The 13,967-nt window shown below is 39.2% G+C and carries 15 protein-coding genes and 1 rRNA gene; 12 read left to right on the top strand and 4 right to left on the bottom strand.

The features are described from left to right. Window positions 1–87: ribosomal RNA gene (gene rrf, locus OZ002_RS13305) — 5S ribosomal RNA — on the top strand; the annotation flags it as partial. 52 nt (window positions 88–139) lie between these two features. Here the strand turns inward: rrf and OZ002_RS08680 are convergent. From OZ002_RS08680 to OZ002_RS08695, 4 genes are all read right to left on the bottom strand, one after another. Continuing rightward, on the bottom strand, window positions 140–610 hold the full coding sequence (locus OZ002_RS08680) for a glutathione peroxidase (protein WP_002289440.1): 471 nt from the start codon (window positions 608–610) through the stop codon (window positions 140–142). A gap of 158 nt (window positions 611–768) precedes the next feature. Beyond that, window positions 769–1,227: an S-ribosylhomocysteine lyase gene (locus OZ002_RS08685; protein ID WP_002289439.1), complete on the bottom strand. Its 459-nt coding sequence runs from the start codon at window positions 1,225–1,227 to the stop codon at window positions 769–771. A 171-nt stretch (window positions 1,228–1,398) separates the two neighbouring features. Continuing rightward, complete coding sequence (locus OZ002_RS08690) at window positions 1,399–2,544, bottom strand: cystathionine gamma-synthase (RefSeq protein WP_002289438.1); 1,146 nt, start codon at window positions 2,542–2,544, stop codon at window positions 1,399–1,401. A gap of 12 nt (window positions 2,545–2,556) precedes the next feature. Further along, window positions 2,557–3,474 (bottom strand): PLP-dependent cysteine synthase family protein, encoded by a 918-nt coding sequence (locus OZ002_RS08695; protein ID WP_002289436.1) that lies wholly within the window; start codon window positions 3,472–3,474, stop codon window positions 2,557–2,559. 426 nt (window positions 3,475–3,900) lie between these two features. On the opposite strand from OZ002_RS08695, the gene efp reads away from it, so the two are divergent. The 11 genes from efp to OZ002_RS08750 all read left to right on the top strand — a co-directional run bounded on the left by efp (window position 3,901) and on the right by OZ002_RS08750 (window position 13,924). Beyond that, a complete protein-coding gene (efp, locus tag OZ002_RS08700; protein ID WP_002289434.1) occupies window positions 3,901–4,464 on the top strand; it encodes an elongation factor P in 564 nt (187 codons plus the stop codon). A 100-nt stretch (window positions 4,465–4,564) separates the two neighbouring features. Beyond that, window positions 4,565–4,735 carry a hypothetical protein gene (locus OZ002_RS08705; protein WP_002294348.1) on the top strand — a complete coding sequence of 57 codons (171 nt, stop codon included), beginning with the start codon at window positions 4,565–4,567 and terminating at the stop codon, window positions 4,733–4,735. Window positions 4,736–4,949: 214 nt separating this feature from the next. Next, window positions 4,950–6,209, top strand: a complete 1,260-nt coding sequence (gene lysA / locus OZ002_RS08710; protein ID WP_156249083.1) for a diaminopimelate decarboxylase — start codon at window positions 4,950–4,952, stop codon at window positions 6,207–6,209. Then, on the top strand, window positions 6,196–6,996 hold the full coding sequence (gene dapF / locus OZ002_RS08715) for a diaminopimelate epimerase (protein WP_125179426.1): 801 nt from the start codon (window positions 6,196–6,198) through the stop codon (window positions 6,994–6,996). Before lysA ends, dapF begins: the two co-directional genes overlap by 14 nt. 2 nt (window positions 6,997–6,998) lie before the next feature. Next, window positions 6,999–7,880, top strand: a complete 882-nt coding sequence (dapA, locus tag OZ002_RS08720) for a 4-hydroxy-tetrahydrodipicolinate synthase (RefSeq protein ID WP_002305977.1) — start codon at window positions 6,999–7,001, stop codon at window positions 7,878–7,880. Next, window positions 7,877–8,593 carry a 4-hydroxy-tetrahydrodipicolinate reductase gene (gene dapB, locus OZ002_RS08725; protein ID WP_125179427.1) on the top strand — a complete coding sequence of 239 codons (717 nt, stop codon included), beginning with the start codon at window positions 7,877–7,879 and terminating at the stop codon, window positions 8,591–8,593. The genes dapA and dapB overlap by 4 nt, the downstream gene beginning before the upstream one ends. Before the next feature lie 5 nt (window positions 8,594–8,598). Further along, window positions 8,599–9,294 (top strand): 2,3,4,5-tetrahydropyridine-2,6-dicarboxylate N-acetyltransferase, encoded by a 696-nt coding sequence (dapD, locus tag OZ002_RS08730; protein WP_002305979.1) that lies wholly within the window; start codon window positions 8,599–8,601, stop codon window positions 9,292–9,294. Window positions 9,295–9,309: 15 nt separating this feature from the next. Further along, window positions 9,310–10,311, top strand: coding sequence for an aspartate-semialdehyde dehydrogenase (locus OZ002_RS08735; RefSeq protein ID WP_123840194.1), 1,002 nt, complete (start codon window positions 9,310–9,312; stop codon window positions 10,309–10,311). 8 nt (window positions 10,312–10,319) lie between these two features. Next, window positions 10,320–11,669: an aspartate kinase gene (locus tag OZ002_RS08740; RefSeq protein ID WP_395520829.1), complete on the top strand. Its 1,350-nt coding sequence runs from the start codon at window positions 10,320–10,322 to the stop codon at window positions 11,667–11,669. Continuing rightward, window positions 11,629–12,780 carry a M20 family metallopeptidase gene (locus OZ002_RS08745; RefSeq protein ID WP_002305984.1) on the top strand — a complete coding sequence of 384 codons (1,152 nt, stop codon included), beginning with the start codon at window positions 11,629–11,631 and terminating at the stop codon, window positions 12,778–12,780. The genes OZ002_RS08740 and OZ002_RS08745 overlap by 41 nt, the downstream gene beginning before the upstream one ends. Next, window positions 12,755–13,924: a pyridoxal phosphate-dependent aminotransferase gene (locus OZ002_RS08750; protein WP_002305985.1), complete on the top strand. Its 1,170-nt coding sequence runs from the start codon at window positions 12,755–12,757 to the stop codon at window positions 13,922–13,924. Before OZ002_RS08745 ends, OZ002_RS08750 begins: the two co-directional genes overlap by 26 nt. Window positions 13,925–13,967: the final 43 nt, after the last annotated feature.

The following is a 13,967-nucleotide window of genomic DNA, read 5'->3' on the forward strand; positions in this document are numbered from 1 at the left end:
TGTAACCATGCCGAACACAGAAGTTAAGCTTCTTAGCGCCGATTGTAGTGAGGGGTTGCCCCTTGTGAGAGTAGGACGTCGCCACGCAAAGGCAAAAAGATGAACTAGAAATAGTTCATCTTTTTTTATTTTTATTAAGTTAAAGAACGGATTCAATTGCAGCGGTCATTTTCAATGGAGAAGTTTGTGGTGCAAATCGTTCGATTACTTTGCCATTTCTATCAATCAAAAATTTAGTAAAATTCCATTTTATTGCTTTAGTGACAGTACCAGGAGCTTCATTTTTAAGATAAGTAAAAAGAGGATCTGTATTTTCTCCATTTACGTCAATCAATTGATGCATAGGGAAGGTAACGCCATAAGTGGTTTTACAAGCTTCTGCTGCTTCAGTCGCTGAATCTAGCTCTTGTTTAAATTGATTGGAAGGAAAGCCTAAGATAACCAGACCTTGTGTCTGATAAGCTTGGTAAAGTTCTTCTAATTGTTTAAATTGAGGTGCTAGACCGCATTTTGTTGCAGTGTTAACAATGATTATCGGTTTGCCTGCATATTTTTTCAATGAATAGACAGTGCCGTCTTCTAAAGTAGTTTCAAAATTATAAATAGACATAAAGTTTTCTCCTTTCTATTTTATATAATAAAAAGAGCGCTAAACTGAAAACTAGCTATTTGTTTTCCCGTTTAGAACTCTTTTCAGACAATAAATATTTAATAAAATACGAAGATAAGATAGCTATATTGCTTCTCATCTTTACGTTCTTTTAGAAACTATGCTTCTACTTCAGACCATTCATCGCGTTTTGCTAAAAATTCACGAGCCAAAGCTTGTGCACCTTCTAGTGTATGGCTGGCAGCCCAGCCACATTGTGTTTCATTACTTGCAGGTACTTCAGTAGCTTCAAGAACATCTTTCATTGTTGCTTCAAGAACATCTAAAATGTCTTCGTAGCTTTCATGATTCAATACAGTCAAGTAAAAGCCTGTTTGGCATCCCATTGGAGACCAGTCTACGATGTAATCTGCGTGATTGCGGATTAGTTCGGCAGTCAAGTGCTCAAGTGAATGTAGACTTGGCATGTCCATGTGTTCTTTATTTGGTTGTTTAAAGCGGACGTCGTATTTAATGATGACATCGCCATGCGCACCCGTTTTTCGATCAGCTACACGTACATAAGGTGCTTTGACTTTTGTATGGTCAAGATTAAAACTTTCGACATTCATTCTCATTTGTAAGACTCCTATCTGTTTGTTCATTCGTTTTGATGCTTTTCACTAAAGAATTATTTAGTGAAAAGCATCAAAAACGTCTTTCTACTTGATTCTAACACTTATCGTTTCCAAGGTGTAGCAATCTGAAATATTTTTTAGATTTTTCTGCTAAGTCGTTTATTGGGACTTCTAGTTCTTGATTCTGTCAAATGCCTGAGCTAAATCGTTTATGAGATCCTGACCATACTCAATTCCTACAGAAAGACGGATCAAGCCGTCCTTTATGCCAGCCTCTTCTCGTTTTTCTTTTGGAATAGACGCATGAGTCATGACAGAAGGAATTTCCACTAAACTTTCTACGCCACCTAAACTTTCTGCTAAAGTAAATAGTTGGAGTGATTCAACAAATGGAATAGCAGATTCTTCATTTTTTAAAGTAAAAGAAATCATTCCGCTAAAGCCGCTCATCTGCTGCTTAGCAACTCCATGGAGTTCATGATCGGGTAATCCTGGATAGTAGACCTTTTCTACTGCTGGATGAGAAAATAGAAAATCAGCTACCACAAAAGCATTTTTTTGATGCTCCTCCATACGAACACTTAGTGTCTTGATTCCGCGCTGAAGTAACCAGCTATCTTGGGGACCAAGTACGGCTCCGATAGCATTTTGGTAAAATCCGATCTGATCGGCTAGATCTTTATGGTTAGAAGTCACTAAACCAGCTACTACATCGCTGTGTCCGCCTAGATATTTGGTACCGCTATGGACAACGATATCAGAACCGAGATCTAAAGGTCTTTGAAAATAAGGAGTAGCAAATGTATTGTCAGCAATAACTATCAATCCATGTTGATGAGCCAGAGTGGCACTTTTTTCTAAATCAGTAATCTTTAGAAGCGGATTGCTAGGTGTTTCAAGATAAAGTGCTTTTGTATTGGGTTTGATGGATTGTTCTATTTTATCAAGATTACTCGTATCTATGATCGTGTACTCGAGACCATTTTTAGTAAGAACTTTGTCAAATAGACGGAATGTTCCTCCATAGACATCATCTCCTAATAAGATATGATCGCCAGCTTGAAAAAGAGAAAAAACGGCATGAATCCCAGAAAGACCAGAAGAAAAAGCGAATCCTCGAACACCGCCTTCCAAATCAGCAATCAGTTCTTCCAATGCAAAACGAGTAGGATTACCAGATCTTGAATATTCATATTGTTTAGGCTGGCCGACGCCATCTTGCCGATAAGTGGATGTTTGATAAATAGGTACACTGACAGCTCCTGTTGTGGGATCTTCACTGATGCCTCCGTGGATCAATTTTGTTTGAATGTGCATGTTTCTTTCCTCCTATAAGTAAATGTTTTTTGATAAATAGCGGTCTGCTGCGTCTGGAAAAATCGTAACGACACGATGACCAGGTGGTAAACGACGAATTTCTCTTAATGCTGCTGCAAAAGCCGCACCACTCGAACTTCCAACTAATAGTCCTTGTTCTCGTGCTAACTGCCTAGTATAGTTAAACCCTTCTACATCAGAGATTGTCTCGATCTGATTGATTGAAAGGGGAGAAAGAAACGGCGGAATGAATTCTACACCGATACCCTCAATTTCGTGAGGGGCTGGATCACCACCATTTAACACAGAGCCCTCTGGTTCTACACCGATTATTCGAATGTCGGGATATTTTTCTTTCAAAAAGGTAGAAGTTCCAGCAAAGGTTCCACCACTCCCAATTCCTGCTACAAAACTATGGATATTTTCTTTGATTTCATGAAAGATTTCTGGCCCTAACGTATGATAGTAAGCAGCAGGATTATCTTTATTTTCAAATTGAAGAGGCAGATAGCTGTTTGATATCTCCTCTGCAAGTTTTTTACTTTTGCTGATGGCACCGATGATTCCTTGCTCACTAGGAGAATGGATGATCTTTGCTCCCAATGCTTTCATCAATTGTTGTTTTTCTAAGCTAAACTTCTCTGGAACAACAAAAACCGTTCTTAATTTGTATGTGAGTGCGGCCAGAGCGATCCCAATTCCTGTATTTCCGGCAGTTGGTTCGATGATCGTCGTTTTTTCATTGATTTTTCCTTGGGCAAATCCTTCTTTGATCAAATAACTGCCCAATCTATCTTTGATACTTCCTCCAGGATTTAAATATTCTAGTTTTGCATAAATAGCAGAACCTTTAGGCATAGAATAGTGCTGATTGTCAAAGCGATAAAGCGGTGTGGAACCAATAGCTTCTGTAATTGTCGAGATAATCATGTGGGCCTCCTAAAAAAGATAATAAAAAAAGGAGCTGACTATTAAATCAGCTCCTTGAAAGACATAGAGAAAAATTGAGTAGATAAAAAGATAAGTTACCTGGTACTCATTCTATGAAGGGCAATTAATAGACATGACAAATAGTATGCTGCTTTTATGCACCATACAACAGCAACGATTCAATTGTTTTTGGTTGCTGACTGTCATGTGTATCCCTCCAAGTAAAATTTTTATTAACGATAGCATGAAAAAAAATAAAAGTCAAAGGCTTGAAAGAAAAAAATATTTCGATAGCATCGTTTACCCGTGTTTATTTTTCTGACAAATAGGCATGAGACCTTAAAAGATAGAGAATACTCTAGTTTTCTGGCCGGTTGTCTGATACAATAAAGTTGATTATGATAAAGAAAAGAAGGAGCAAAAATAATGATCTCAGCAAGTGATTTAAGAGCCGGTATGACTTTCGTACAAGACGGCAAACTGATTAAAGTTCTGGATGCAAGCCACCATAAACCTGGTAAAGGAAATACAGTTATGCGTATGAAACTGAAAGATGTCCGTTCAGGTGCAACATACGACACAACGTTCAGACCAGAAGAAAAATTTGAAAAAGCACATATCGACACAAAACCTGTACAATATTTGTACACGATGGATGATACAGCTTTCTTCATGGATTTGGAAACATATGAGCAATATGAAATTCCTGTAGAAACAGTAGAAGAAGAAATGAAATATATCCTAGAAAACATGGAAGTAAAAATCCAATTTTTCGGTAGCGAAGTCATCGGCGTTCAATTACCAACAACTGTCGTATTACGTGTTGTGGAAACACAACCTTCCATCAAAGGTGCAACAGTCACTGGTTCAGGTAAGCCAGCGACAATGGAAACTGGCTTAGTAGTCAATGTTCCTGACTTCATCGAAACAGATGAATTGTTGGAAATCAATACAGCAGAAGGTTCTTATGTAAAACGTGCGTCAAAATAATTCGCTAACGGATTGATAAGAATTTGAAAACAGAGCTTGACCTCTTGAAAGGCAGATCATCGGATCTGCCTTTCAAGAGGTTTTTTGTGGAATCAGCAAATTGAAAAATAAAAAAGTATTTGATTTTATTTATATTTTGAAAGATGAATGGCAAAAGCTAGAGAAAGAAGAAACTGCACTTATTTATGAAGAAATTGAAATGATTCATAAAATTGAAAATATCCGAACTATTCCGAACTATATTGAAGCGAAAATATTTTTTCATCACTAAATAGTGTTGAATTTATGTTTTTATGTATAAATAGCTTCTAATAGTTCGGGTATTTTGTTTTTATAACCATTTTTATTCTTATTTTTAAAAAAATATTTCGAAATATACTAGACAATTCAGAAAATTTTGTTTAATATTATTCCAATAAAATTCAAATCTTTATCAAATGAAATTCCAATAAAAACGGAAAAAAAGTGAAAAGAGGAATGAAAAAATGACAGAATTGATAATTGGCGGAGTCACAGCAAGCACATTGGCAGAAAAGTATAAGACACCTCTGTATGTGTATGATGAAGAAAAGATGAGACAAACGATGCTGTCATTCAAGCGAGGCTTTGTATCGAAACGTTTTGATACAAAAGTGCTTTACGCCTCTAAAGCATTCCAAACGATTGAGATGCTGCATTTAGTTCGTGAATATGGATTCGGGCTAGATGTTGTCAGTGGTGGGGAAATCTATACCGCTTTGCAAGCTGATTTTCCTAGAGATACTATCTACTTCCATGGTAACAACAAGACGCCAGAGGAACTGATCTATGCACTTGAAAATGATTTGTTGCATATTGTTGCCGATAATTTGATGGAAGTTGAATTATTAGCAGAATTAAGCCAACGCTATTTAAAAAAAATCTGTATCATGCTTCGGTTGAATGTCGGAGTAGAAGCACATACTCATGAATATATCGTCACTGCGCATATTGATTCAAAATTCGGCATGAGCTATGAAAGTAAAGAGTGCCAACAAGCCCTTCAGTTGATAAAAGAAAGCAGCTATCTAGAGTTAGAAGGATTTCATGCTCATATCGGGTCACAAATTTTTGATGTTACTGCTTGGTTAGCTGAAATCGACAAATTGACGAATTACTTAACCGATTTTGACCAACCTCTTTCCTTGAATCTTGGCGGAGGGTTTGGGATTCGTTATACACAAAATGATCAGCCGATCCCAGTCGAAGAGGCACTAATAAAACTGATTGAATATACGGAAGAAGCTTTGGAAAAACGAAAACTGACCATTCGTCAATTACTGATCGAACCGGGTAGAAGTATTGTTGGAGAAGCTGGTACAACACTATACACGATTGGTTTCATCAAAAAGACACCACATAAAAAATATTACTTTGTAGATGGCGGGATGACAGATAATATCCGTCCAGCTCTGTATCAGGCAGAATACGATTGTGATTTAGCAGCAAAACTGTCGGAAGAAAAAACAGAGAAAGTGACGATTGCAGGAAAAATGTGTGAATCAGGCGATGTGGTAATTAAAGAAGCTTATTTGCCGAAAGCAGAATCGGGTGATCTTTTAGCTGTTTATTCCACGGGAGCTTATGGATACTCGATGAGCAGCAACTACAATCGAGCGACACGACCAGCAGTTGTTTTTGTCAATAATGGCCAATCAAGACTGATTGTTCGCAGACAAGCATTTTCTGATCTACTAAGGGGGGAAGTTTCTTATGATCCTTCATAAATATAATGGCTGTGGAAATGATTTTATCTTATTAGATTACACAGAGGATACGGATTATAGTCAATTAGCTGCTTCTTTATGTGCAAAAGAAAAATATGACACAGACGGATTGATCGCCGTAAAAACCGATCCGTTGGAAATGATCTATTACAACAAAGATGGCAGTCGCGCGCCGATGTGCGGAAATGGCATTCGCTGTTTTGCTCGATACGTAAATGATCAGAACATGATGAATGAACAGGAATTCAACGTAGAGACATTAGCAGGCACAAGAAAAATTACGGTGTTGGATCCCTCACCTTTTTATTGCAGCGTAGATATGGGAGTGCCAGATGATTCTCCGGAAAAAATCAAAGCTAATCAAACTTATCCAATAAAAAACCAGGAAATAGAGATCAATGGTGACAAAGTAACGATCACTAGTTTATTTTTAGGAACGATTCATACCGTTGTTTTTGTTGAAAATGCGCGTGAGGAAGTCTGGAGAAAAAGAGGTGAACTGATCTGTCATCATCCTTTGTTCAAAGAAAAAACCAATGTCAACTTTGTAGAAGTAGTCAATGAACAAGAAATGATCGTCCGTACCTATGAAAGAGGTGTAGGTTGGACACTTGCTTGCGGTACAGGTTGCTGTGCCTCTTATGTGGTTGCTAAGGAAACTGGGAAAATTTCAGCAGATCAGGTAGTTGTTCACTTGGAACAAGGAGACTTGATGATCTCTGGTGAGGATGCGATACAAATGGCTGGCCCAGCAGTTCATGAATGGACAAGAATATTGGAGGAATGAAGATGATAAAAGGTTCGATCGTGGCGCTGATCACGCCGATGAATGAAGAGGGATCAGTAGATTATGCTGGTTTGGAAAAATTGATCCAATTCCATTTAGATGAACAAACAGACGGATTATTAGTTTTAGGTACAACAGGAGAATCTTCTACGCTCACACAATCTGAGGAGGAGCAGATCCTTCAACTGACAGTAAAGAAAGTGGCTGGCCGTGTGCCGGTGATTGCAGGAGCTGGAACGAATAATACGAAAGAAACGATTGAAAAAGCGAAGCATTTTGCTTCTTTGGGGGCAGACGCAATTTTGGTCATCACCCCTTACTACAACAAAACAAGTGATGCAGGACTAGCTGCTCATTTTACAGCAATTGCAGAAGCCTCACCGATTCCGCTTATTTTGTATAACGTTCCTTCTAGAACAGGCATGTCGATTCCAATCCATGTATTAGTAAATTTAGCAGAACATCCTAATATCATTGGTTTGAAAGAAGCCTCAGGAGATATGGCTTATGTGATGGATGCCGCTCGGTTGATTGGAGAAGAATTCTTCCTTTACAGTGGAAATGATGATTTGATCCTACCAGTAATGAGTGTAGGAGGAAGCGGTGTAATAAGTGTATGGGCGAATATCCAACCTAAAATAGTCCATGAATTAGTAAAAGATACGCAGGACGGAAGATGGCAGCAAGCAAAAGAAAAGCAATTAAATGCACTTGAACTGATCCATGCCTTGTTCAGTGAGACCAATCCTATTCCTGTCAAAGCAGCCATGTCATTATTAGACTTACCTTCCGGACCTCTACGCCTGCCTTTAGTTTCTCTTTCAAAAGAGAAAAAGAAACAATTAGCTCAGCTTTTGTTAAAAGAAAGGACGGGTGAAAAATGAGAATCGGACTGATTGGCAGTGGACAGATGGGAAATAGAGTCGAAGAAGTTGCACAAGAAAGAGGAGATACGGTCCTTCTTTTACGGACGGCACCTAAAGAAGCAACTACGCTTGCTTTTACGGAACTGCCAGAACTGCTTATTGATTTTTCTCATCCAGATAATTTAGAGATGATCCTTTCGTATAGCTTGTCTTATCAACTTCCGTTAGTCATTGGCACGACAGGTTATACACAATCACAGTTCCAAGAAATAAAAGAACATGCCAAACATGTACCTGTGATGTATAGTGCTAATTTTTCGTTCGGCATCATGGTGATGAATCAACTAATCAAGCAAGCAGCTGCAATGTTGCAAGGCTGGCAGATCGAACTGATTGAAAAACATCATAGTCGTAAAAAAGATGCACCATCTGGTACTGCAAATATGCTGCTTCAAACAATCCAAGAAGTGCAAAAGCTGCAGCCCGTATACAACTGGCAAGGGAAAAAAAGAGAAGAAAACCAAATTGGTGTACACAGTATTCGTGCAGGTTCTTTACCTGGTGAACATGATGTATTGTTTGCTGCTACTGATGAAATATTTACGATCAAACATGAATCTTTTTCTAATCGAATCTTTGTTGCAGGCGCAGTAGAAGCAGCGGACTGGTTGAAAGATCAGTCACCAGGTTATTACAAATTAGAAGATTTATTAATGGACAAAGGGGTGTAAAAAACGTGGAAGCTCAAGAAATTATCCGCTACATTCAAGCGGCATCTAAAAAGACGCCTGTGAAAGTCTATCTGAATGTAACCGAGCCAATCGAATTTAAAGAAAGTAAAGTTTTTGGTGAAGGAAGCAGCTTCGTTGTTTTTGGTGACTATGAGACGATTGCTCCGGTTTTAGAAGCTGAATCAGAAAAAATCATTGAAATCGAAATCGAAACTGCTGCAAGATACAGCGCAGTTCCTTTGCTAGATATTAAAAAAATTAATGCTCGTATCGAACCAGGTGCTATTATCAGAGATCAAGTGTCAATCGGCAACAATGCCGTGATCATGATGGGAGCGATTATCAATATTGGTGCAGTAATCGGTGAAAACACGATGATTGATATGGGTGCTGTCTTAGGTGGACGAGCGACAGTGGGCAAAAACTGCCATATTGGTGCAGGAGCTGTCTTAGCAGGTGTGATCGAACCAGCATCGGCCAAACCGGTTATCGTAGAAGACGGCGTACTGGTAGGTGCGAATGCAGTGATTGTTGAAGGTGTCCATATCGGAAAAGATGCAGTCGTGGCAGCAGGAGCAGTGGTTTTAGAAGATGTGGCAGCAGGCACTGTTGTCGGTGGAATACCTGCACGTGTATTAAAAATAAGTGATGATCAGACAAAAGAAAATACAGCATTGATTGCTGCGTTACGCGAATTATAGAGGAGATGGAGAAAAATGCGCGAAATAGATACCTGTATTGTGGGGGCAACCGGATTAGTCGGCCAAACGATGCTCAAAGTGTTAGAAGAATATGATTTTCCAGTAGGACGATTGAAATTATTAGCTTCAAAACGTTCAGCCGGTAAAGTTTGTGTATTCAAGAAAAAGAAACACACTGTACAGGAATTGACAGAAACTTCATTTGAAGGATATGATTTAGCGCTATTTTCTGCAGGTGCTTCTGTATCCAAAGAGTTTGCGCCAATCGCACGAAGTCAGGGACTATTTGTCATAGATAATTCCTCAGCATGGCGGGAAGATTCGGATATTCCATTAATCGTTCCAGAGGTCAATCTGGAAGACTATACATTGAATCGGCTGATTGCAAATCCAAATTGTTCAACCATTCAAGCGATACTTCCGCTTAAAGCTTTACAAGAAGCCTTTGGTATCCAGCGAGTCAATTATTCGACCTATCAAGCAGTTTCTGGTTCCGGGCAAAAAGGCATTGAAGATCTTCATCGTACGCAAAATGACGAGGAACCAGTTTTGTATCCTTATAATATTAGCCAAACGGTGATTCCGGAAATCGATCAGCCTTTGGAAAATGGGTATACAAAAGAAGAACAGAAAATGATAAATGAGACCCGTAAGATTCTGCATCAGCCTACTTTGCCAGTATCAGCAACCTGCGTACGTGTGCCAATCGAAAATGGACATGGAGTCTCTGTGGCAGTTCAACTGCAAAAAGAGTTTACGACGGAAGAAATTAGAGAGTGTCTCAGCCAGTTTCCAGGGATTCAATTAGAAGATGATCTAGCAGCACATAAATATCCGACGAGCATTCTTGCTAGAGGAACAGATATGGTTTATGTTGGGAGGATCAGAAAAGACACTTCTTTAGAGAACGGATTGTTGTTCTATACGACTGCCGATAACATACGCAAAGGAGCCGCTGCGAATGCCGTACAGATTGCTGCAGCTTTAATGCAGAAAATAGCGGAGGTGGCAAGATGAGTAATACGCTGAAAGTAGCGAAATTCGGCGGAACATCGATGTCTCATGAAGAGCAATTCAAAAAAGTCCGTACAATTGTTCTTTCAGATCCCAATCGCCAAGTGATCGTTGTTTCTGCTTTAGGCAAACGTACGTCAGATGATGACAAAGTAACAGACTTACTTTATTTGATTTATGCTTACCTTCAGCATCATGTTGATTGGACACCCCTTTGGAAAAGGATTTGTGATCGTTTCATTCAAGTAAGAGATGTTCTTGCCCTGCAGTTACCTATTGAAGAGGAACTAGCACGCATACAGAAACAACTGGAAGACGAAAAGATAACTGAAGATTATTTAGTAAGCAGAGGTGAATATCTGACTGCTCAACTGATGGCTGAGTATCTTGGTTACCAGTTTATTGACGCAAAAGACCTGATTTTCTTTGACTATGATGGGAAAATCGATCAGGAAAAAACAGCACAGGAAATCACAAAAGCATTTAAAAGATATCCGAAAATGGTTGTTCCAGGGTTTTACGGGGCGAACCCTGCAGGAAAAGAAAAATTATTGGGCCGTGGGGGAAGCGACATTACCGGCGCGATACTGGCGAAGATGTTGCAAGCGGAAAGTTATGAGAATTGGACGGATGTTTCAGGAATCATGATGGCTGATCCGCGAATCATCGATCATCCTAAAATCATCGAGGAAATCTCTTTTAGAGAACTGAGAGAGATGGCTTATATGGGGGCTAATGTTCTTCATGAAGCAGCTGTTTTCCCAGTTCAAGAGGCGGATATCCCCATCCAAATAAAAAATACCAATGCTCCTTTCGCTCAAGGAACAAAAATATCGAATCACGAAGTGGAAAAGGAAAATGGACTGACAGGAATAGCTGGACGCAAGGATTTTCTTTCCATCACTTTATTCAAACGTCATATGTCTGATGAAATCGGGTTTATCTGGAAAGCAATGAGCATTTTTGCTAAACATGAGATATCAATCGAACATATTCCTTCAGGGATCGACAATATCGGAGTGATCGTTTCAGCAGAAGCGATTGCCGATAAATTATTTCTCATCACAAAAGAATTAAAAGAAACACTTGGCGTGGAAGAAATCGTCGTGATTGAAGACTTAGCTTTGATCTCTGTCGTTGGCGGACCGCATAAAGAATTGATCGGTTTATCTGGGAAAGTGTTATCGATATTGAACAAATTAGAAATTCGCACATCGATCTTATCACAAGGAGCACAGGAGTTGAATCTAATCATCGGTGTACCGAATGATCAGTATGAAACCGTAGTGAAGGGTATCTATGAAGGGATGGTGAATACGGATGCTGAAAGAATATCGAATGGCACTCCATCAAATTCCTGAAATCGGATTTCATGAATTCAAAACAAAAAAATATTTATATGAACTAGTAAAAAATAGTGGAGCCGTTATCCATGAAATCGGCGAAACAGGACTGCTTCTTTATTTTGATAATCAACAAGAAGAAACGATTGCTTTTCGAACAGATATCGATGCACTGCCAGTCAAAGAAGAAACAAATCTCTCTTTTGCTTCTAAGCATGAAGGGTATATGCATGCATGTGGTCATGACGGACATATGGCGATGCTTTTAGGGTTGACCGACTTTATAACTGAACACATCGAGGAGCTTATTTATAATGTAGTACTGATCTATCAGCCATCAGAAGAAATTTCCGGCGGCGCACAAAGTGTTATTCAGTCAGGATTGTTGGATAAATATGAAGTACAAGCAATATTTGGCTTTCATCTATGGCCTGGACTAGCTAAGGGAGAAGTTTTCTCTCGACCAGGACCTTTGATGGCACAAAGCAGTGAAACAGACATTATCATTAAAGGCCAGTCTGCACATATTGCTTCTAGTGAAAAAGGAATCGATAGTCTGGAGGCAGCTGTACGATTTTTGAAGAATGTTTATGATTTTGATCGGCAATTACCGACAGAGTGGAATCATCTAATGAAATTTGGTCAAATCCAAGGTGGAACGATCCGGAATGTTTTAGCTGGAGAAGTTATTGTGTCCGGAAGTATCCGTTCTTACAGTTCAGATATGCAAAATTATTTGAAGAGGGGATTAGCTCATTTAGCAGAACAGTTTCACTCTGCAGCTACTATTTCTTTTCGCTATAATGACGGCTATCCAGCTGTAATCAATCATAGAGGCTTATACGCAGCATTGTCGGATTCAAACAAACTACATGAATTAGAGGATCCAGTTCTTCAAGCCGAAGATTTTGGCATATATACGCAACAATATCCATGTGTATTTTTCTTTTTAGGTGTCGGTGATACCCCTGCTTTACATGATCCGACGTTCGATTTTGATATGGATGTTTTAGAAAATGGTGTAGAATGGTACAAAACGATTCTTTTTACAGAAAATCTTCTTGTAAAAATCGATAGCAGTTCAAAAGAGGAGCGAGTAAATAATGATGAATTTATCCAATCGATTTAGTCCCAGGCTTTCTAGAATAGAAGTATCAAAAATACGACAATTCGATCAGCAAATATCTTCGATACCAGATGTGATCAAACTCACCCTGGGAGAACCGGATTTTCCAACTCCCGAGCATGTCAAACAAGCCGGAATAGCAGCGATTGAAGAAGACTTTTCTCACTATACCGGAATGAGAGGACTGGAGGAACTGCGGGAAGCTGCTTGTATGTTTCAGCAGCAGCGTTATGGACTAACTTATGATCCGCAAACGGAAGTTTTGACGACGGTTGGTGCAACGGAAGCGATTGCCTCTGCATTGTTATCTGTTTTGGAAGAAGGAGACAAGGTTCTTATTCCAGCGCCTGCTTATTCAGGATATCAGCCATTAGTGGAACTAGCTGGTGCTGAATTGATCCCGATAGATACTTCTGACACAGGGTTTGTCTGTCAGCCGGAACAATTTGAACGAGCATTTGAACAATATGGATCAGCTGTCAAAGCAGTCATTTTAAACTATCCTAACAATCCTACTGGGACGACATTGTCTGCAAAACAATTGAAAGCAATCGCTGAGGTTTTAAAAAAATATCCGGTATTTGTTATAAGTGATGAAGTATATGCTGAATTGACTTATAGTGGAACGCATATGTCCATAGCTACTTATCTTCCAGAACAAACAATCGTGATAAGCGGGTTATCCAAGTCACATGCGATGACTGGTTGGCGAGTGGGCTTTATTTTTGCTCAAAAAGCCCTTATTGACGAACTAATTAAAGTCCATCAATATCTGGTGACTGCCGCTACAACGATGTCGCAAAAAGCTGCGGCTGAAGCGCTAATAAATGGGGTGAAAGATAGCGAGAATATGAAAGAGCAATATCAAACACGAAGAGACTATCTGGTCCAGCAATTGGCGCCTTTAGGATTTGAAGTGACCCAGCCAAACGGTGCATTTTACTTGTTTTGCAAACTCCCAGCTGCCATTCAAACTGACTCTTGGCAGTTTTGTGTAGAATTAGCGGAACAGGCAAAAGTTGCGTGTATCCCAGGAATTGCATTTGGCCCAGAAGGAGAAGGTTATATCCGGATTTCTTATGCTAGCAGCATGGAAAAATTACATGAGGCCTGCAAACGGATCAAAGACTTTTTAACAGAACAGTGATTCATAGATTTTATCAAAAAAACAATCGTTAATTTTGCGGTAT

It is taken from the genome of Enterococcus sp. E4-150 (genome assembly GCF_035726465.1).
In the GTDB taxonomy this organism is placed as follows: domain Bacteria; phylum Bacillota; class Bacilli; order Lactobacillales; family Enterococcaceae; genus Enterococcus_B; species Enterococcus_B faecium.